General features: G+C 70.6%; 14 protein-coding genes. 8 read left to right on the top strand and 6 right to left on the bottom strand.

From position 1 onward, the window contains the following. The first annotated feature begins 36 nt into the window (after positions 1-36). Positions 37-873: an HAD family hydrolase gene (locus tag ACT1U9_RS14000; RefSeq protein WP_444538624.1), complete on the top strand. Its 837-nt coding sequence runs from the start codon at positions 37-39 to the stop codon at positions 871-873. 449 nt (positions 874-1,322) lie between these two features. On the opposite strand, the gene ACT1U9_RS14005 is transcribed toward ACT1U9_RS14000, so the two are convergent. Further along, positions 1,323-2,150 carry an oxidoreductase gene (locus ACT1U9_RS14005; protein WP_444538625.1) on the bottom strand — a complete coding sequence of 276 codons (828 nt, stop codon included), beginning with the start codon at positions 2,148-2,150 and terminating at the stop codon, positions 1,323-1,325. A gap of 102 nt (positions 2,151-2,252) precedes the next feature. Here ACT1U9_RS14005 and ACT1U9_RS14010 point away from each other — a divergent pair, with 102 nt between their 5' ends. Further along, positions 2,253-3,239 (top strand): nucleotide-binding protein, encoded by a 987-nt coding sequence (locus tag ACT1U9_RS14010; RefSeq protein ID WP_444538626.1) that lies wholly within the window; start codon positions 2,253-2,255, stop codon positions 3,237-3,239. A 33-nt stretch (positions 3,240-3,272) separates the two neighbouring features. On the opposite strand, the gene ACT1U9_RS14015 is transcribed toward ACT1U9_RS14010, so the two are convergent. Beyond that, positions 3,273-4,562, bottom strand: a complete 1,290-nt coding sequence (locus ACT1U9_RS14015; RefSeq protein ID WP_444539104.1) for a hypothetical protein — start codon at positions 4,560-4,562, stop codon at positions 3,273-3,275. 314 nt (positions 4,563-4,876) lie between these two features. On the opposite strand from ACT1U9_RS14015, the gene ACT1U9_RS14020 reads away from it, so the two are divergent. The 6 genes from ACT1U9_RS14020 (at position 4,877) to ACT1U9_RS14045 (ending at position 13,308) form a co-directional block, all read left to right on the top strand. Continuing rightward, positions 4,877-7,297, top strand: a complete 2,421-nt coding sequence (locus ACT1U9_RS14020) for a bifunctional SulP family inorganic anion transporter/carbonic anhydrase (RefSeq protein ID WP_444538627.1) — start codon at positions 4,877-4,879, stop codon at positions 7,295-7,297. 236 nt (positions 7,298-7,533) lie between these two features. Then, positions 7,534-9,489: an acetate--CoA ligase gene (gene acs / locus ACT1U9_RS14025; RefSeq protein ID WP_444538628.1), complete on the top strand. Its 1,956-nt coding sequence runs from the start codon at positions 7,534-7,536 to the stop codon at positions 9,487-9,489. 618 nt (positions 9,490-10,107) lie between these two features. Next, the gene (gene nhaA, locus ACT1U9_RS14030) at positions 10,108-11,514 is read left to right on the top strand and encodes a Na+/H+ antiporter NhaA (RefSeq protein ID WP_444538629.1); all 1,407 of its coding nucleotides are present in this window, start codon (positions 10,108-10,110) and stop codon (positions 11,512-11,514) included. A gap of 75 nt (positions 11,515-11,589) precedes the next feature. Then, positions 11,590-12,048 carry a phage holin family protein gene (locus ACT1U9_RS14035; RefSeq protein WP_444538630.1) on the top strand — a complete coding sequence of 153 codons (459 nt, stop codon included), beginning with the start codon at positions 11,590-11,592 and terminating at the stop codon, positions 12,046-12,048. Next, the gene (locus ACT1U9_RS14040) at positions 12,045-13,001 is read left to right on the top strand and encodes an alpha/beta fold hydrolase (RefSeq protein ID WP_444538631.1); all 957 of its coding nucleotides are present in this window, start codon (positions 12,045-12,047) and stop codon (positions 12,999-13,001) included. Before ACT1U9_RS14035 ends, ACT1U9_RS14040 begins: the two co-directional genes overlap by 4 nt. 127 nt (positions 13,002-13,128) lie before the next feature. Further along, positions 13,129-13,308 (top strand): hypothetical protein, encoded by a 180-nt coding sequence (locus ACT1U9_RS14045; protein WP_361429496.1) that lies wholly within the window; start codon positions 13,129-13,131, stop codon positions 13,306-13,308. A gap of 20 nt (positions 13,309-13,328) precedes the next feature. On the opposite strand, the gene ACT1U9_RS14050 is transcribed toward ACT1U9_RS14045, so the two are convergent. The 4 genes from ACT1U9_RS14050 to nth form a co-directional block, all read right to left on the bottom strand. Beyond that, a complete protein-coding gene (locus ACT1U9_RS14050) occupies positions 13,329-14,669 on the bottom strand; it encodes a 6-phospho-beta-glucosidase (RefSeq protein WP_444538632.1) in 1,341 nt (446 codons plus the stop codon). A gap of 60 nt (positions 14,670-14,729) precedes the next feature. After that, entirely contained in the window at positions 14,730-15,956 is a 1,227-nt protein-coding gene (locus ACT1U9_RS14055) for a MarP family serine protease (protein WP_444538633.1), read from the bottom strand. Positions 15,957-15,968: 12 nt separating this feature from the next. After that, positions 15,969-16,706: an NUDIX hydrolase gene (locus tag ACT1U9_RS14060; protein WP_444538634.1), complete on the bottom strand. Its 738-nt coding sequence runs from the start codon at positions 16,704-16,706 to the stop codon at positions 15,969-15,971. Between the two features lie 87 nt (positions 16,707-16,793). Then, positions 16,794-17,903 carry an endonuclease III gene (gene nth, locus ACT1U9_RS14065; RefSeq protein WP_444538635.1) on the bottom strand — a complete coding sequence of 370 codons (1,110 nt, stop codon included), beginning with the start codon at positions 17,901-17,903 and terminating at the stop codon, positions 16,794-16,796. Positions 17,904-18,026: the final 123 nt, after the last annotated feature.

Below are 18,026 nucleotides of genomic sequence, written 5' to 3' on the forward strand. Positions count from 1 at the left end.
CCACACGCCCCAGCGTACGCCGAATGGTGGGCGCCTATGCTCGCCTTCGTGGAAAACCACTCCTTGCCGCGGACCGCCGCCTTCTTCGACTTGGACAAGACAGTCATTGCCAAGTCGTCGACTCTCACGTTCAGCAAGTCCTTCTATCAAGGAGGACTCATCAACCGCCGGGCCGTGCTGCGCACGGCGTACGCACAGTTCGTGTTCCTCGCCGGTGGCGCGGACCATGATCAGATCGAGCGGATGCGCGAGTACCTGTCGGCGCTCTGCAAGGGCTGGAACGTCCAGCAGGTCAAGGAGATCGTCGCCGAGACCCTCCACGACCTGATCGATCCGATCATCTACGACGAGGCCGCCTCCTTGATCGAGGAGCACCACACCGCCGGCCGCGACGTCGTGATCGTCTCGACCTCCGGCGCCGAGGTCGTCGAGCCGATCGGCGAACTGCTGGGGGCCGACCGCGTGGTGGCCACCCGCATGGTCGTCGGCCCGGACGGCTGCTTCACCGGAGACGTCGAGTACTACGCCTACGGCCCCACCAAGGCGGAGGCGGTCAAGGAGCTCGCCGCGTCCGAGGGGTACGACCTGGCGCGCTGCTACGCCTACAGCGACTCGGCGACCGATGTGCCGATGCTGGAGTCGGTGGGCCACCCCTTCGCGGTCAACCCGGACCGGGCGCTAAGGCGCGAAGCGGCCATTCGAGATTGGCCGGTTCTCGTCTTCAACCGACCCGTTCGGCTCAAGCAGCGGCTCCCCGCGATCTCCATGCCGCCCCGCCCGGCACTGGTCGCGGCGGCGGCCGTCGGTGCGGCGGCGGCCACCGCGGGGCTCGTCTGGTACGCGAGCCGTCGCCGTGCGGGCGCCGCGAGCTGACTCGCGTACACCGGCACGCCGGCCCACGGATGCCGCTGAACACCGGCGGATACCGGCGCTCGACCAGCCGTGACCGTTTGGTCCTGTTTGAACGTAAAAGTAAAGAAGTGCAGCCAGGGGTTCCGCTTCACCGCGGTCAGGAGTACAAATAAGGCAACGGCCCGCGAGACCTGGGACATCCGAGAGGATCACCTTCTACGCAACACGGCCCCACGGACCGAGCATGAACATCGAGCACCCACGCGACGTCGACCCGTCGATTACGGGCCAGCCGCACCAGGTGACGGGCAGAAGTTCCCGACCTGATGGGCAACTATCGAGGACGCTTGGTAACACGGTGAACATGCCAGCGGCGGTACCGATCCGGTACCGCCGCAACCCTTTGCGGGCCCTGCTTTTTTGAGCGCCGCCCTTTGCGGGCCTTGCACCGCAGGTCCCCGCCCCGGCTCCTAAGCCGCTCCGCGCTGCAGCGCCTCGCAGACCGCCGTCGACTCCCGCACACCGAGCTCGACCGAGCGGCCGCAGAACGCGATCCAGGCGGCCATGCCCTCCGGGGTCCCCGACACATAGCCGTCGAGCGCCGCCGCGTACGCCGCACGCCCCTGCTCCGCATGGCCGACCTCGGCCGGGCAGATCGACTTCGGGTCGAGGCCGCTGCCGATCAGCACGATCCGCTCGGCGGCCCGCGCCACCAGGCCGTTGAAGGAGCCGAAGGGGCGCAGGGCGAGCAGTTCACCGTGCACCACGGCGGCCGTGACCAGCGCCGGAGCCGAGGACCCGGCGATGATCAGCTGCGACAGGCCCTCAAGCCGGCCCGCCACCTCGTCCGCGTCCGGCACCGGCAGTTCGATCAGCGGCTCGTCCACCGGCTCGCCGTGCAGCCGGGGCCGGCCCACCGTGTCGGCGGAGTCGGCGGCCGCCACCAGGTGCAGCCGGGCCAGCACCCGCAGGGGCGACTGGCGCCAGATGGAGAGCAGCTGGCCGGCCTCGGCGCTCAGCCGCAGGGCCGCGCCGACCGTGCGCGCCTCGGACTCCGAGCCGAAGTCGGTGCGCCGGCGCACCTCCTCCAGCGCCCAGTCGGCGCCGGAGAGCGCGGCGCTCGCGCGCGCCCCGCGCAGCGCCGCCTCCGAGGTGATCTCGTTGCTGCGGCGCCGCATCACGCGGTGGCCGTAGACCCGGTCGACGGCTTTGCGTACGGAGTCCACGGCGTCCGGTACCCCCGGCAGCGAGCCCAGGGCGACAAGCGGATCGGCGGCCGACGAGGCGTTCGTACTCATAAGTAGGGAGGCTACGCGCCCCGGGCCCACACCCCACCTTCGAGTGGTCTTCTTCACTCGACACCCCTACTTTCCGCAGCGATGCGATTACCGTTGGTGAACATGAAGATCGCTTTCGTGGGCAAGGGCGGCAGCGGAAAGACCACGCTGTCCTCGCTCTTCATCCGTCACCTCACCGCCAACGAGGCCGCCGTCCTCGCCGTCGACGCCGACATCAACCAGCACCTGGGAGCCGCGCTCGGGCTCGACGAGGCGGAGGCCGCCGCGCTGCCCGCGCTGGGCGCACACCTGCCCCTGATCAAGGACTACCTGCGCGGCACCAACCCCCGGATCGCCTCCGCCGAGACGATGATCAAGACCACTCCCCCCGGCCGGGGTTCGCGGCTGCTGCGGATCCGCGAGTCCAACCCGGTGTACGAGGCGTGCGCGCGGCGGGTCGTCCTGGACGACGGGGACATCCGGCTGATGGCGACCGGCCCGTTCACCGACTCCGACCTGGGGGTGGCCTGCTACCACTCGAAGGTCGGGGCGGTCGAGCTGTGCCTGAACCACCTGGTGGACGGGCCCGACGAGTACGTCGTCGTCGACATGACGGCAGGATCCGACTCGTTCGCCTCGGGGATGTTCACCCGGTTCGACATGACCTTCCTGGTCGCCGAGCCGACCCGCAAGGGCGTGTCCGTCTACCGCCAGTACAAGGACTACGCGCGCGACTTCGGGGTCGCGCTGAAGGTCGTGGGCAACAAGGTGCAGGGCCAGGACGACCTGGACTTCCTGCGCGCCGAGGTCGGCGACGACCTGCTGGTCGCGGTCGGCCACTCCGACTGGGTGCGCGCGATGGAGAAGGGGCGCCCGCCGCGCTTCGAGCTCCTGGAGGCGGACAACCGCCTCGCCCTGCAAGCCCTCCAGGACGCGGCGGACGACTCGTACGAACACCGCGACTGGGAGCGGTACACGCGTCAGATGGTGCACTTCCATCTCAAGAACGCGGAGAGCTGGGGGAACGCGAAGACGGGCGCCGACCTGGCGGCGCAGGTCGACCCCGTCTTCGTACTCAATGAGGAACTGGCGGTTCCACAGCCGAGCTGACGGCTCCTCGGCGCGGGCCCGGCTCCCGACCGGTCAGTGCGCCGCGGCCTGCTTGAGGCCCGGCTGGTGGAGCGGCTTGGCCGGCTGGATCGGCGCCGGTACGGCGGGCTGGGCGGCCAGGAAAGCCGTCCAGCCGCCCTTCGGCGCCTCACCGACCTTCAGCTGACGGAACTTGTCGAGTGTCGACGGGTCCTGGGCGTCCAGCCAGTCGGCGAGCTGACGGAACGACACACAGTGGACGTCACGCTTGACGCAGACCGTCTTGATCGTGTCCTCGACGGCCCGCATATAGGTGCCGCCGTTCCAGGACTCGAAGTGGTTGCCGATGATCAGCGGCGCGCGGTTTCCGTTGTACGAGCGGTCGAAGGCCTGGAGCAGGCCGTCGCGCATCTGGTTGCCCCAGTACTCGAACTGGTCGGCATCGCCGGTCATCGCGTTCGACTGGTTCATGTAGAAGTTGTAGTCCATCGACAGCGTCTGGAAGCCCCGGCCCGGGACGGGGACCAGCTGCATCGACAGGTCCCAGACGCCGTTGTCGTTCTTCTTGGGCCACACCTGGTCGTCGACGGCGCTGGTGTCATAGCGCCAGCCGAGCTCGCCGGCGGCCGTCACGAAGTTCTTGCGGCCCTCCAGGCAGGGCGTGCGGCCGCCGATGAGCTCCTTGTCGTAGTCGAACGGAAGCGGCGCCTCCGACTTGAGGCCGGAGTTCGACTTCCAGTTCTTCACAAAGGACTTGGCCTGCGCGATCTCGCTCTTCCACTCCTCCACCGACCAGGTGCCGACGCCGCCGTCGTTCCCGCAGAAGTGGCCGTTGAAGTGGGTGCCGACCTCGTTGCCCTCCTGCCACGCGTCGCGCAGCTGGGTGACGGTGTCCTTGATCCCCTTGAGGTCGTTGAAGCCGATGTCGCTGCTGCCCGGGGAGTGCTTGGGCGCGGTGTAGAGCTCGCGCCTCTCCTCCGGGAGCATGTACACGCCGCTGAGGAAGTACGTCATGGTCGCGTTGTACTTCTTGCCGACCTCGCGGAAGTGGGAGAAGAGCCGCTGGCTGTCCTCGCCCGCGCCGTCCCAGGAGAACACCACGAACTGCGGCGGCTGCTGACCGGCCGCCAGCTTGCGGGGCTTGAGCAGATGGGGCTGGAGTCCGGTGAACGCGGTGGAGCCGTCCCCGATCAGGCGCACGGCGCTCTTCGGGGCGGCGGCACCGGGCTGACCCGCACCGTGGGAGCCCGCCTTGTTGGGGTTGCCCACCGAACACCCGGCGACCCCCGCGACCAGCGCGGCGGCGACGACCCCGGTGGTGATCCTCTTCGTGGCGGCCATCATCCGCCCACCCTCTTCCTCGCAGATCAGCTGATCCGTAGACCCGTAGACCCGCAGATCTCTCGCGCTGAATGCCATCAAATCGCCGCAAAAGTGACATGCAGCGTGAGGGAAGAGGCCGCGACGTGCCGAACGAAAAGCTGCTTATTCACCGTTACGAGTGAATCGTTGCCCTATTTGCCAGGAATGCGAGGCACCGACCTTTACTCTGCATTACGATTCATTTACCGAGAGTTGAGAATCCCGCCGCTGCACGCCGTGACCCACGGCCGCGACCCCACATCCGCGACCGCGCTGCCCCGGAGGAGACGGGAACCATGTCTGCCTGCGTCCCCACTCGCACCCAGCCCCTCACTCACCCCGATCACACGCACCGCCCGCACAGCCCGCCACCCCACGGAGGCCGCCGCCGCTTCCGGATCGCGGGCCGTGACCTGTCCGCATCCGTCACTGTCTTCCTGCTCGCCGTGCCGATGTCGCTCGGTCTCGCCGTCGCCATCGACGCCCCGCTGGAAGCCTCTCTGATCGCCGCCGGTGTCGGCGGAATCGTCGCCGGGCTGCTCGGCGGCTCACCGCTCCTTGTCAGTGGCCCATCCGCCGGACTCACGGTGGTGACGGCCGAGTTGATCCAGAACTACGGCTGGCGCACGACCTGCGCCATCACCGTTCTCGCGGGTCTGCTCCAGATCGCACTCGGCTCACTGAGAACCGCGCGCTCCGCGCTCGCGGTGAGCCCCGCCATCGTGCACGGCACCCTCGCCGGCATCGGTGCCGCCATCGCGCTCGCCCAACTGCACATCGTCCTGGGCGGCTCCCCGCAGAGCTCGGCCGTCGACAACGCCCTTGCCCTGCCCGGCCAACTGGCCAAGGTCGGCCCTGCCGCACCCCTCGTCGGGGCGCTCACCATCGCCGTGCTCATCACCTGGCCGCGCCTTCCGGGGCGGATCGGCAAGGTGGTGCGACGCGTCCCGGCCGCGCTCGCCTGCGTGGTGGTCGCCACCGGGGTGGCCGCCTTCGCCGCACCGAGCGTCGCGCGCGTCCAACTGCCCTCCTGGGACGCGCATGTACTGCCCGAGCTGCCGCAGGGGACGGTGGCCGGGCTGGCCGCCGCCGTACTGACGGTGACGCTCGTGGCCAGCCTGGAGTCGCTGCTCTCCGCCGTCGCCGTGGACAAACTCGCCGCCGAGCGAACGGTCGCCGCGCCGCCCCGGGCCGACCTCGACCGGGAGCTGCGCGGGCAGGGCATCGCCAACGCCGTTTCCGGCCTGCTCGGCGGAATGCCGGTCTCCGGAGGCGCGGTGCGGGGCAGTGCGAACGTACGGGCCGGAGCGGTCGGCCGGGCCTCCACCGTGCTGCACGGGGTCTGGGTGCTGCTCGCCGCCGGGCTGCTGGTGGCCGTCCTGGAATGGATCCCGCTGGCCGCGCTCGCCGCACTGGTGATGGTGGTCGGCATCCAGATGGTGTCCTTCGCGCACATCCGCAACGTCCACAAGCACCGCGAGTTCCTGGTGTACGTGGCGACAGTGGCCGGGGTGCTCCTGTTCGGGGTGCTCCAGGGCGTGGCCATCGGGGTCGCGGTGGCCGTCGCGGTCGCGCTGCACCGGCTGACGCGGACCCGGATCACGGTGCGGCCACTGGACGACGGGACGTATCTGGTGTGCGCCCGGGGCCAGTTGACGTTCCTGGCCGTACCGAGGCTGACCCGGGCACTGAACCAGGTGCCCCAAGGGGCCAGCGCCGTGGTGGAGTTGAACGGGTCCTTCATGGACCACGCGGCGTACGAAGCACTCCAGGGCTGGCAGGACGCCCATATCGCGCGGGGCGGTGGGGTACGGATCACCGGGCGCTCCGGGATCGGGGCCTCTCCCGCCCGCCAGGAAGCTCCCACCCAGGCGGGCCCGGCCGACCGGGCCGAGCCGAGGGCCGGGGAGAAGGCCAGGGTTCAGGCCCACGTCCGAGGAAAGGCCGCCGAGGCCGCGTCGGGCGGGCATGGGTGCTGTCGGCCGTGGACGCCGTGGCGCAACCACTACTGCCACGACAAGGCTCCCGCTCAGCGGGCGCATGGGCATCAACTGGCCAGCGGGCTCAGCGCGTTCCAGCGGAACACCGCGCCGCTGGTGCGGGACGAGTTGGCGAGGCTGGCGCGGGAGGGGCAGAAGCCGTCCCAGCTCTTCCTCACCTGCGCGGACTCCCGGCTGGTCACCAGCATGATCACGTCGAGCGGCCCGGGTGATCTGTTCACCGTGCGCAATGTGGGCAACCTGGTGCCGCCGCCCGGCGCCGAGAGTGCGGACGACTCGGTGGCGGCGGCTATCGAGTACGCGGTGGAGGTGCTGCGGGTCGAGTCCATCACGGTGTGCGGACACTCCGGCTGCGGGGCGATGCAGGCACTCCTCAACACCCGGCCGGGCGCCCCGCAGACGCCGCTGGGCCGCTGGCTGCGGCACGGGCTGCCGAGCCTGGAGCGGATGGCCAGCCGTCGGCACGCCTGGGCGCGGATCGCCGGGCGGCTGCCCGCCGACGCGGTCGAACAGCTCTGCCTCACCAATGTGGTGCAGCAGTTGGAGCATCTGCGCCGCCATGAGTCGGTGGCGCGGCGGCTCGCCGAGGGCACGCTGGCGCTGCACGGGATGTACTTCCATGTGGGCGAGGCCCAGGCGTACTTGCTGGCGTACGACGACGTCCAGGAGGTCTTCGAGGGGGTAGGGCCGACGACACCGGCGCAGTCGTGCGCCTGAGCTCACGACATCTCCCGTATCCCCCGCTCTGAGAGCATCCGAGGAAACGTCCGAAAGAATGTGCCTGTGTGCGTGCGTGAGCACGTTCATGAGAACGTCTGACGACGCGCCGACGAGCCGCAACGCTTACAGGTCTAAACCAATTTTCAGGAGACTCTTGTCACCCGGCGATTGGCCTGATGAGCTATGGCCCGGGACACATAGGCACATAGGACGCCCTGGGAAAGGGAGATGTCGTGAGCAACGAAAGCCTGGCCAACCTGCTCAAGGAGGACCGGCGGTTCGCACCGCCGGCCGAGCTGGCCGCGAACGCCAACGTGACGGCGGAGGCGTACGAGCGGGCCGAGGCGGACAGGCTGGGCTTCTGGGCCGAGCAGGCCCGGCGCCTGACCTGGGCCACCGAGCCGACCGAGACGCTGGACTGGTCGAACCCGCCCTTCGCGAAGTGGTTCGCCGACGGCAAGCTCAACGTCGCGTACAACTGCGTGGACCGGCACGTCGAGGCCGGGAACGGTGACCGGGTCGCCATCCACTTCGAGGGCGAGCCGGGCGACAGCCGGGCCATCACCTACGCGGAGCTGAAGGACGAGGTCTCGCGGGCCGCCAACGCCCTTACCGAGCTGGGCGTCCAGGCGGGTGACCGGGTCGCGGTGTATCTGCCGATGATCCCCGAGGCGGCCGTCGCGATGCTCGCCTGCGCGCGGATCGGTGCGGCGCACTCCGTCGTCTTCGGCGGCTTCTCGGCCGACGCCGTCGCCTCCCGTATCCAGGACGCCGACGCCAAGCTGGTCATCACGGCCGACGGCGGCTACCGCCGGGGCAAGCCGTCGGCGCTGAAGCCCGCGATCGACGAGGCCGTGGCGAAGTGCCCGCAGGTCGAGCATGTGCTGGTGGTGCGGCGTACGGGGCAGGAGACCGCGTTCACCGAGGGCCGCGATGTGTGGTGGGACGACATCGTCGGGCGGCAGTCCGCCGAGCACGCCCCGCAGGCGTTCGACGCCGAGCACCCGCTGTTCATCCTGTACACGTCCGGGACGACGGGGAAGCCGAAGGGCATCCTGCACACGTCCGGCGGCTATCTGACGCAGGCCGCGTACACCCACCACGCGGTCTTCGACCTCAAGCCCGAGACCGATGTGTACTGGTGCACCGCCGACATCGGCTGGGTGACCGGCCACTCGTACATCGTCTACGGGCCGCTGGCGAACGGCGCGACGCAGGTCATGTACGAGGGCACGCCGGACACCCCGCACCAGGGGCGGTTCTGGGAGATCGTGCAGAAGTACGGGGTGACGATCCTGTACACGGCGCCGACGGCGATCCGTACGTTCATGAAGTGGGGCGACGACATCCCCGCGAAGTTCGACCTGTCGTCGCTGCGGGTGCTGGGGTCGGTGGGCGAGCCCATCAACCCCGAGGCGTGGATCTGGTACCGCAAGCACATCGGGGCCGACAAGTGCCCGATCGTGGACACCTGGTGGCAGACCGAGACCGGGGCGATGATGATCTCGCCGCTGCCGGGGGTGACCGAGACGAAGCCGGGTTCCGCGCAGCGCGCGCTGCCGGGTATCTCGGCGACCGTCGTCGACGACGAGGCGCGCGAGGTGCCGAACGGGGGCGGCGGATACCTGGTCCTCACCGAGCCCTGGCCGTCGATGCTGCGCACGATCTGGGGCGACGACCAGCGGTTCATCGACACGTACTGGTCGCGGTTCGAGGGCAAGTACTTCGCCGGTGACGGGGCGAAGAAGGACGACGACGGGGACGTCTGGCTGCTCGGGCGCGTCGACGACGTGATGCTGGTGTCCGGGCACAACATCTCGACGACCGAGGTCGAGTCGGCGCTCGTCTCGCACCCGTCGGTCGCCGAGGCGGCGGTGGTCGGTGCGGCCGACGAGACGACCGGGCAGGCGATCGTGGCGTTCGTGATCCTTCGGGGGTCGGCTGCGGAGTCGGACGGGCTTGTGGAGGAGCTGCGGGCGCACGTCGGGGCCACGTTGGGGCCGATCGCCAAGCCGAAGCGGGTGCTGCCGGTGGCGGAGCTGCCGAAGACCCGGTCGGGGAAGATCATGCGGCGGTTGCTGCGGGATGTTGCCGAGAATCGGGAGCTGGGGGATGTCACGACGCTCACCGACTCGTCGGTGATGGATCTGATCCAGACGAAGCTGCCTAGCGCGTCGAGCGAGGACTGACGCCGCCCCCCTGGGGGGGGTTCGTGGAGGCCCAGCTGCGCGTGGTGCGTGGCTGGGCCTCCGGCGTTTTTCCCCACCCCGCCCGTTCCCTTAACCCTCCGGGGGTGGGTGGGGGTTGAGGTGGGAGGGGTGTTCCCCGGGGGCTGCGCCCCCAGACCCCCTTCGCGGGGCCTGCGACCCCTGCACCCCGCTTCGGGGCTCCGCCCCGGACCCCGCTGGGGTGGGTGGGCAGCGGGCTCCGCCCCCGGACCCCGGCTGCGGGTGGGTGGGTGAACTGGGCTGCGCCCCTGCACCCCGCCCGGATGGGTGGGTACGCGGGGCTCCGCCCCTGCGCCCCCCTCGGGGCTCCGCCCCGGACCCCGGCCCCCCACCCGCGCCCCCGCGCCGCACCCGCTCCCACCCCATAAAGTGAAGATCGCCGGATTCATCCCTGCGGCCGCGTAAAGAGTTAGGTAAAGTAAGGATCGCGTCAATGGCGCGACAAGAGGGGTCCCTCGAACGGGGGCCGCGTCGGAGCGATCCGCGAGAGGGATCTGCAAGCGAGACCCAGGTGTGCCGGGAAGTCTGGTCGGCAATGTGCTTTGTCATGCCCGCCGAACCGACCGGAGGTCGTCCCCCGTGGCCGCGCCCGTATCCCGTAATGACACCAGCCGCCGGAAGTTTCTCGGGCGGCTTTCGCTGCCCGAGCGGAACTTTGTCGCCGATGCGCTGCGGGCCGAGACCGTCGGTGGTGTGTTGCTCCTTGTGGCCGCCATCGTTGCGCTGATCTGGGCCAACACCCTTGGGGGGAGTTACGCCAGCGTTCGGGACTTCCACATCGGCATCGGCTCCCTCGGGCTGGATCTTTCCCTTCAGCACTGGGCCGCTGACGGACTTCTCGCCGTCTTCTTCTTCGTCGCCGGGATCGAGCTCAAGCGTGAGCTGGTCGCCGGGGAGTTGCGTGATCCCAAGGCCGCCGCGCTGCCCGTGATCGCCGCGATCTGCGGTATGGCCGTGCCCGCGCTCGTATACGCGCTGGTCAACACCGTGGGCGGCGGGTCGATGGACGGGTGGGCGGTGCCGACCGCGACCGATATCGCGTTCGCGCTCGCCGTGCTCGCCGTCATCGGGACCTCGCTGCCGAGCGCCCTGCGCGCGTTCCTGCTCACGCTCGCCGTTGTTGATGATCTTTTCGCCATTCTGATCATCGCCGTCTTCTTCACCAAGGAGATCGACTTCGCCGCGCTCGGCGGGTCCGTGGTCGGGCTCGCCGTGTTCTGGCTGCTGCTGCGCAAGGGCGTACGGGGCTGGTACGTGTACGTACCGCTGGCCCTGGTCATCTGGGGGCTGATGTACAACAGCGGCGTCCACGCCACCATCGCGGGCGTCGCCATGGGGCTGATGCTGCGCTGCACCCGGCGCGAGGGCGAGGAGCACTCCCCCGGCGAGCACATCGAGCACCTGGTGCGGCCGCTGTCCGCCGGGCTCGCCGTGCCGCTGTTCGCGCTGATGTCGGCCGGGGTCGGGGTCACCGGCGGGGCGCTCGCCGACGTCTTCACCCGGCCGGAGACACTCGGCGTGGTGCTCGGCCTGGTGGTCGGCAAGGCGGTGGGCATCTTCGGCGGTACGTGGTGCGCCGCGCGGTTCACCAAGGCCGAGCTCAACGAGGACCTCGCCTGGCCCGATGTGTTCGCCGTGGCCACCCTCGCCGGGATCGGCTTCACCGTCTCCCTGCTCATCGGCGAGCTGGCCTTCGACGGCGCCGGGGCGCTCACCGACGAGATCAAGGCCGCCGTTCTCATGGGGTCGTTGATCGCGGCCGCCCTCGCGACCGTACTGCTCAAGTTGCGCGTCAAGCGGTATCAGGTGCTCGTGGCGGAGGAGGAGCGCGACGAGGACCACGACGGCATCCCGGACTGTTATGAACAGGACAATCCGGCCTACCACCTGCGGATGGCCGCGATCCACGAGGAGAAGGCCGCCGAGCACCGCCGCCTGGCGCAACTGGCGGGGGCGGGGAGCGACGAGGGCGGCCGTCCGGCATGATCTGACATCTGGGCCGGAGTACGAACATCCGGGCCCGGGAAGACGGGACCGCAGAAGAGGAGAGGGAGTCAGCGAATGAGCGACCCCAGCAACACCGCCGGCGGCGCCGAGCGCAGCCTCGGCCAGCTGGTCGCCTCGGCGACCGCCGAGATGTCCGCGCTGGTGCACGACGAGATCGCCCTCGCCAAGGCGGAGCTGCGCCAGGACGTCAAGCGCGGCGCGATCGGCGGCCTCGCCATCAGCACCGCGGGCGTGTTCGTCCTGTTCTCGCTGCCGGTGCTGAGCTTCGCGGCGGCGTACGGGATCCACAACCTGGGGCTGGGGCTCGCCTGGTCGTTCCTGATCGTGGGCGGGGCGTATCTGCTGCTCGCGGCGCTGCTCGGGCTGCTCGCGGTGACCAAGTTCAAGAAGGTCAAGCCGCCGGAGAAGTCGATCGCCTCGGCCAAGCAGACGGCCTCGGTGCTCGGGAGCGTCAAGCCGCATCCCCGCCCGGTCACGGAAGCGGCCCCCGCTGTGGCACGCTCGTCTGCATGACCGCAACCGATACCGGTAACGGCGCCACGGGCAGTCCCGGCGGCAACGGCAGCCCCGTCCGCATCGACGGCCCCTGGACCCACCGGGACGTGGCCGCCAACGGTGCGCGCTTCCACATCGCGGAGCTGGGCGACGGGCCGCTGGTGCTGCTGCTGCACGGCTTCCCGCAGTTCTGGTGGACCTGGCGCCACCAGCTGACCGCGCTCGCCGACGCCGGTTTCCGGGCGGTCGCGATGGATCTGCGGGGCGTCGGCGGCAGCGACCGCACCCCCCGGGGCTACGACCCGGCCAACCTCGCGCTGGACATCACCGGGGTCGTACGGTCGCTCGGCGAGCCCGACGCGGCGCTCGTCGGGCACGACCTGGGCGGCTATCTCGCCTGGACGGCGGCCGTGATGCGGCCCAAGCTGGTGCGCCGCCTCGCCGTGTCGTCGATGCCGCACCCCAGGCGCTGGCGCTCGGCGATGCTCTCCGACGTCTCGCAGTCGCGGGCGGGCTCGTACGTGTGGGGCTTCCAGCGGCCGTGGGTGCCGGAGCGTCAGCTCGTCGCGGACGACGCGGCGCTGGTGGGGCGGCTGATGCGGGAGTGGTCGGGTCCGGTGGCGCCGGACGACGACGCCGTGGAGGTCTACCGGCGCGCGATGACGATTCCCTCGACCGCGCACTGCTCGATCGAGCCGTACCGCTGGATGGTGCGGTCGATGGCGCGGCCCGACGGCATCCAGTTCAACCGCCGGATGAAGCGCCTGGTGCGGGTGCCGACGCTGCATCTGCACGGTTCACTCGACCCGGTGATGCGCACCCGCAGCGCGGCGGGCTCCGGCGAGTACGTCGAAGCGCCGTACCGCTGGCGGCTGTTCGACGGCCTGGGGCACTTCCCCCATGAGGAGGACCCGGCCGCGTTCTCGACCGAACTGGTCAACTGGCTGAAGGACCCCGAACCCGACCGCTGATCCGGCCAAACGCTCCCGTGAGCGGACAGGAACAGTTGTCTGACGAACAGCCAAATGCCCGGCGCATAGGCCAATTGGCCCCCCGAGAGGCGGTTACCGACCTTGGGGCACGGGCAGACGTCGGGGTATGGGCTGGACGCACGACTACGGTGACGCAGCACGCAACCGCCGCTCGGCCACCGCGCCGATTTCGTACGAGAGGGGCGGCCCGCAAGGTCAGGGCCATGATCCCCAACTCGGGATTCCGCGTATCCTCCGCCGCCGGGCCCGCTGGGTCTCGGCCCGGCTGCGCCATACACGTACGTAAGCGAACGTACGCGACAGAACTTACGGGCGCAGATAGGCGAGGCCCGGGTGGGCCGCGCGGTAGCCGTCCAGGAGCCGTCTGGCGACCTGGACGGAGTCGACCAGCGGGTGCAGGGCGAACGCCTTGACCGCCGTCCGCGCGGACCCGCTCTCGGCCGCTTCCAGGACGCACCGCTCGACCGCCTTCACCGCGCTGACCAGGCCCGCCTCATGGCCGGTCAGCTGGGTGACGGGCAGCGGGCGCGGGCCTGAGGCGTCGATGCGGCACGGGATCTCGATGACGGCCTCGGTGTCGAGGGCGTCGAGCGAGGCGCCGTTGCGCACGTTGAGGATCAGCGTGGCCGCCTCGTCGCGCGCGATGGCACGCATCAGCGCGAGGGCGACCTTCTCGTATCCGCCGGACTGCATGTCGTCGGCGGCGCGCTCGCCCGCGCCCGAGACCTCGCGGTTCTCGTTCATGTACGTGGCCTCGCGCTCGGCCCGCGTACGGTCCCAGGCGTCCCACGCGTGCGCGCCGTCGGCGACGGTCGTGTAGAAGCGCGCCTGCTGGTCGAGGAGGAACGCGCCGCGCGTGCGCTCGGCCTGCTGGTACGCGGCCACGGCCTCGCGGTTGAAGTAGTAGTAGTGCAGATACTCGTTGGGCACCGAGCCGAGCGAGCGCAGCCACTCGGCGCCGAAGAGGCGGCCCTCCTCGAACGAGGTCAGCAGCCTGTCGTCGGCGAACAGGCGCGGCAGTACGTCCTGTTCGCCCTCGTACAGCCCGTGCAGCCAGCCCAGGTGGTTCAGACCCGCGTAGTCCAGGCGTACGGCCTCGGGGTCGGCGCCGACCGTGCGGGCCACGCGGCGGGCCAGGCCCACCGGCGAGTCGCAGATGCCGATGACGCGTTCGCCCAGGTGGCGGGCCATGGCCTCGGTGACGAGACCGGCCGGGTTGGTGAAGTTGATGACCCAGGCGTCGGGGGCGAGCGCCTTGATCCGCTGGGCGACGGCGTCCGCCACGGGCACGGTCCGCAGTCCGTACGCGATGCCGCCCGCGCCGACCGTCTCCTGGCCCAGGACCCCCTCGGCCAGCGCCACGCGCTCATCGGCGGCCCGGCCCGCGAGGCCCCCGACGCGGATCGCGGAGAAGACGAAGTCGGTGCCGGTCAGCGCCTCGTCGAGGTCGGTGGTGGCGCGCACGAGGGGCGCGTCCGGGATGTCGCGCGCCTGGTCGGCGAGGACCCTGGCGATGGCGGAGAGGCGGGCCGCGTCCACGTCGTGCAGCGTGACCTCGGTGATCCGGCCGGGCTCGTGGTCGCGCAGCAGGGCGCCGTACACCAGCGGGACGCGGAAACCGCCGCCGCCGAGGATCGTCAGTCGCATTTCCGGCCTCTCCAGGGTCCAGGGTCGGGCGGGGCCGTCAGGGGGCGGCCGTGCGGCGGGTCAGAGGGCGCACTGCTGGCTGTCGACCTGCTGGTTGGCGGTGCGGCCCAGCTGGACATCCTCGCGGATCTCGGCGGCCGTCAGCGCGTAGCCCGTGTTCGGGTCGTCGAGGGACTTGGCGAAGACGACGCCGTAGACCTTGCCGTCGGGGCTGAGCAGCGGGCCGCCGGAGTTGCCGGGGCGGACCGTGGTGAACAGCGAGTAGACCTCGCGGGTGACGGTGCCGCGGTGGTAGATGTCGGGGCCGGGCGGGGTGATCCGGCCGCGCACGCGCGCGGCGCGCACGTCGTACGGCTGGTCCTCGGGGAAGCCCGCCACGATGGCGCCGCTGCCGCTGTGGGCGGCCCCGGAGGAGAAGTGCAGCGCCGGGGCGCGCAGGTCGGGGACGTCCAGGACGGCGATGTCGCGGCGCCAGTCGTAGAGCACGACCGTCGCGTCGTACGTCCGGCCCTGACCGCCTATCTGGATCTTGGGGTCGTCCACACCGCCCACTACGTGGGCGTTGGTCATCACGCGGCGGTCGGCGAAGACGAAGCCGGTGCCTTCCAGGCGCTTGCCGCAGCTCGGGGCGGTGCCGGTGATCTTGACGATGGAGCTCTTGGCGCGGGCCGCGACCGGGCTGCCCGCCAGCGCCGGGTCGGGGGCCGGGACCTGCGTGATCGACTCGTGTGTGAACGGGGCGAAGACCTGCGGCAGCCCGTTCTTCGCGAGCATCGAGGAGAAGTCCGAGAACCAGGTGTGCGCCTGCTTGGGCATCGCCTTGTCGACGCCGTGCAGGATGCGCGAGTCGTCGACGGCCCTGCCCAGGGCGTTGCCGGGCCGCTGGGGACCCTGCTGGGGGTCGGCCAGCGGGGAGAGCGCGGTGCCGATCAGCCAGGCGACCAGGAGCATCGCGAGGACGTTGACGAGCGCGCCGCCCGTGGCGTCCAGGGCGCGGGCGGGCGACCAGGTGATGTGCTGGCGCAGTTTGTTGCCCAGATGGGTGGTGAAGGCCTGGCCCACGGAGGCGCAGACGATCACGACCACGACAGCGACGATCGCCGCGGTGGTCGACACTTCCCGCTTGTCGGTGAGCTGGTCCCAGATGACCGGCAGCAGATACACGGCGATGAGACCACCGCCGAGGAAGCCGATCACCGACAGGATGCCGACGACGAAGCCCTGGCGGTAGCCGACGATCGCGAACCACACGGCGGCGACCAGCAACAGGATGTCCAGCACGTTCACGGGGTCAGCCTGTCACGCGTGCCAGTCGAGCGGGACCCGCCTGGTGCGATCCCAGGGCCGCTCCCAGCCCGAGAAGTGCAGCAACCGGTCGATCACCCCGGCCGTGAAGCCCCAGACGAGGGCGGATTCGACCAGAAAGGCCGGTCCTGCGTGGCCGCGCGGGTGCACGGCGGTCGCACGGTTGGCCGGGTCAGTGAGATCCGCCACGGGGACGGTGAAGACCCGCGCGGTCTCCGCCGCGTCCACCGCGCGCACCGCGCTCGGCTCGCGCCACCAGCCGAGGACGGGCGTGACCACGAAGGCGCTCACCGGGATGTAGAGCCGGGGCAGCACGCCGAAGATCTGGACCCCTTCGGGGTCGAGGCCCGTCTCCTCCTCGGCCTCGCGCAGGGCGGCGCGCAGCGGGCCGGTGGTCCCCGGGTCGCCGTCCTCGGGGTCGAGGGCGCCGCCGGGGAAGGAGGGCTGGCCGCCGTGCGAGCGCAGCTGGCTGGCGCGCTCCATGAGCAGCAGCTCGGGTCCGCGCGGGCCCTCGCCGAAGAGGATGAGGACGGCGGACTGCCGCCCGTCCCCGCTCTCCGGCGGCAGGAACCGGCTCAGCTGGAGCGGCTCGATGCCGTCGGCCGCGCGCGCGACGGGGTCCAGCCAGGCGGGCAGGCCGTCGCGGCTGACGGCGGGGCCGCTGTCGCCGCCCTTGCGGCCGTCGCCTTTGAACCTGTCGTACGTCCTGCTGGTGTCACTCGCGTGCGTCATGGGCACCCCCGTCGTTCCACCGGTCTCAACGTGCGGGCCGGTCGCATTCGTTCCGTCGCCGTCATCGGGCCTTCGCCGGGGCACCTGTCATCCGGCTCCCAGCGGGGGCGCGGGCAGGCCCGGGTAGTCCGGTGGCGGGGACAGGCGCTGGCCCGGGAGGCCGCCCTTCTCGTACTTCAGGAGCTTCTTCGCCTTCTCCGGGTCCGTCTCGCCCTCCCCGTACGCCGGGCAGAGCGGGGCGATCGGGCAGGCGCCGCAGGCGGGCTTGCGGGCGTGGCAGATGCGGCGGCCGTGGAAGACGACGCGGTGCGAGAGCATCGTCCACTCGCTCTTCGGGAAGATCTCGGCGACCACGGCCTCGACCTTGACCGGGTCCTCCTCGTCCGTCCACTTCCAGCGGCGTACGAGACGGCCGAAGTGCGTGTCGACGGTGATGCCGGGAACGCCGAAGGCGTTGCCGAGCACCACGTTCGCCGTCTTGCGGCCCACTCCCGGGAGCTTCACCAGGTCGTCGAGGCGGCCCGGCACGTTCCCGCCGAAGTCGTCGCGGAGGGCGGCCGCGAGGCCCATGATCGACTTGGTCTTGGCCCGGAAGAACCCGGTCGGCCGGATCAGCTCCTCGACGTCCTCCGGATTCGCCGCCGCCAGCTCCTCCGGAGTCGGATACGCGGCGAACAGCGCGGGCGTCGTCTGGTTGACCCGCAGGTCGGTGGTCTGGGCCGACAGGACGGTGGCGACCAGCAGCTCGAAGGGGTTGCGGAAGTCGAGCTCGGGGTGGGCGTACGGGTACACGTCGGCGAGCTCGCGGTTGATCCGGCGGGCGCGGCGGACCATGGCGAGGTGGGACTCGGGTTTGGCGGCCGTCTGCTTGGCGGTGACCGTCTTTTGGGCGGTGGTGGGCTTCGTGGCGGCGGCGCTCTTGGCAGCCTGCTCCTTGGTGGCGGCCTTCTTGGTGGCGGCCTGGCTCGCCGACGAGGCCTTCTTCGCGGCCGGGGCCGTCTTCGCCGCCGAAGCCTTCTTGGCTACCGGGGCCTTCTTTGCCACTGCTGCCTTCTTCGCCGGGGCCTTCGCGCGCGTGGCCGGGGTGGGCGACGCGCCCGGGGCGGACGGCGGCGTGGACGCCGTCGACGCGGCCCGATTGGCTGATTTTGATTCTTTCGCGGCTTTTTTCGGTTTAGCAGCGGGCTGTTCGCCCACAGCGGAATCACTGCCTGCGGACACTCGTACGGCCCCCCTGGCCTGCGCTCTCACCGGCGAATTGGACACCCGGCCAGCCTAAAGCCACGCACTGACATCCGCCCCGGCCACAGCGAATCAGCA

The sequence above is a fragment of the Streptomyces sp. BR1 genome (assembly GCF_052373795.1).
Taxonomy (GTDB): Bacteria; Actinomycetota; Actinomycetes; order Streptomycetales; family Streptomycetaceae; genus Streptomyces.

Excerpts from the sequence above, each read along its gene's own strand:
- ACT1U9_RS14000 (WP_444538624.1), top strand. The coding sequence starts at position 37 with ATGCTCGCCTTCGTGGAAAACCACTCCTTGCCGCGGACCGCCGCCTTC.
- ACT1U9_RS14005 (WP_444538625.1), bottom strand. The coding sequence starts at position 2,150 with ATGAGTACGAACGCCTCGTCGGCCGCCGATCCGCTTGTCGCCCTGGGC.
- ACT1U9_RS14010 (WP_444538626.1), top strand. The coding sequence starts at position 2,253 with ATGAAGATCGCTTTCGTGGGCAAGGGCGGCAGCGGAAAGACCACGCTG.
- ACT1U9_RS14015 (WP_444539104.1), bottom strand. The coding sequence starts at position 4,562 with ATGATGGCCGCCACGAAGAGGATCACCACCGGGGTCGTCGCCGCCGCG.
- ACT1U9_RS14020 (WP_444538627.1), top strand. The coding sequence starts at position 4,877 with ATGTCTGCCTGCGTCCCCACTCGCACCCAGCCCCTCACTCACCCCGAT.
- ACT1U9_RS14035 (WP_444538630.1), top strand. The coding sequence starts at position 11,590 with ATGAGCGACCCCAGCAACACCGCCGGCGGCGCCGAGCGCAGCCTCGGC.
- ACT1U9_RS14040 (WP_444538631.1), top strand. The coding sequence starts at position 12,045 with ATGACCGCAACCGATACCGGTAACGGCGCCACGGGCAGTCCCGGCGGC.
- ACT1U9_RS14045 (WP_361429496.1), top strand. The coding sequence starts at position 13,129 with ATGGGCTGGACGCACGACTACGGTGACGCAGCACGCAACCGCCGCTCG.
- ACT1U9_RS14050 (WP_444538632.1), bottom strand. The coding sequence starts at position 14,669 with ATGCGACTGACGATCCTCGGCGGCGGCGGTTTCCGCGTCCCGCTGGTG.
- ACT1U9_RS14060 (WP_444538634.1), bottom strand. The coding sequence starts at position 16,706 with ATGACGCACGCGAGTGACACCAGCAGGACGTACGACAGGTTCAAAGGC.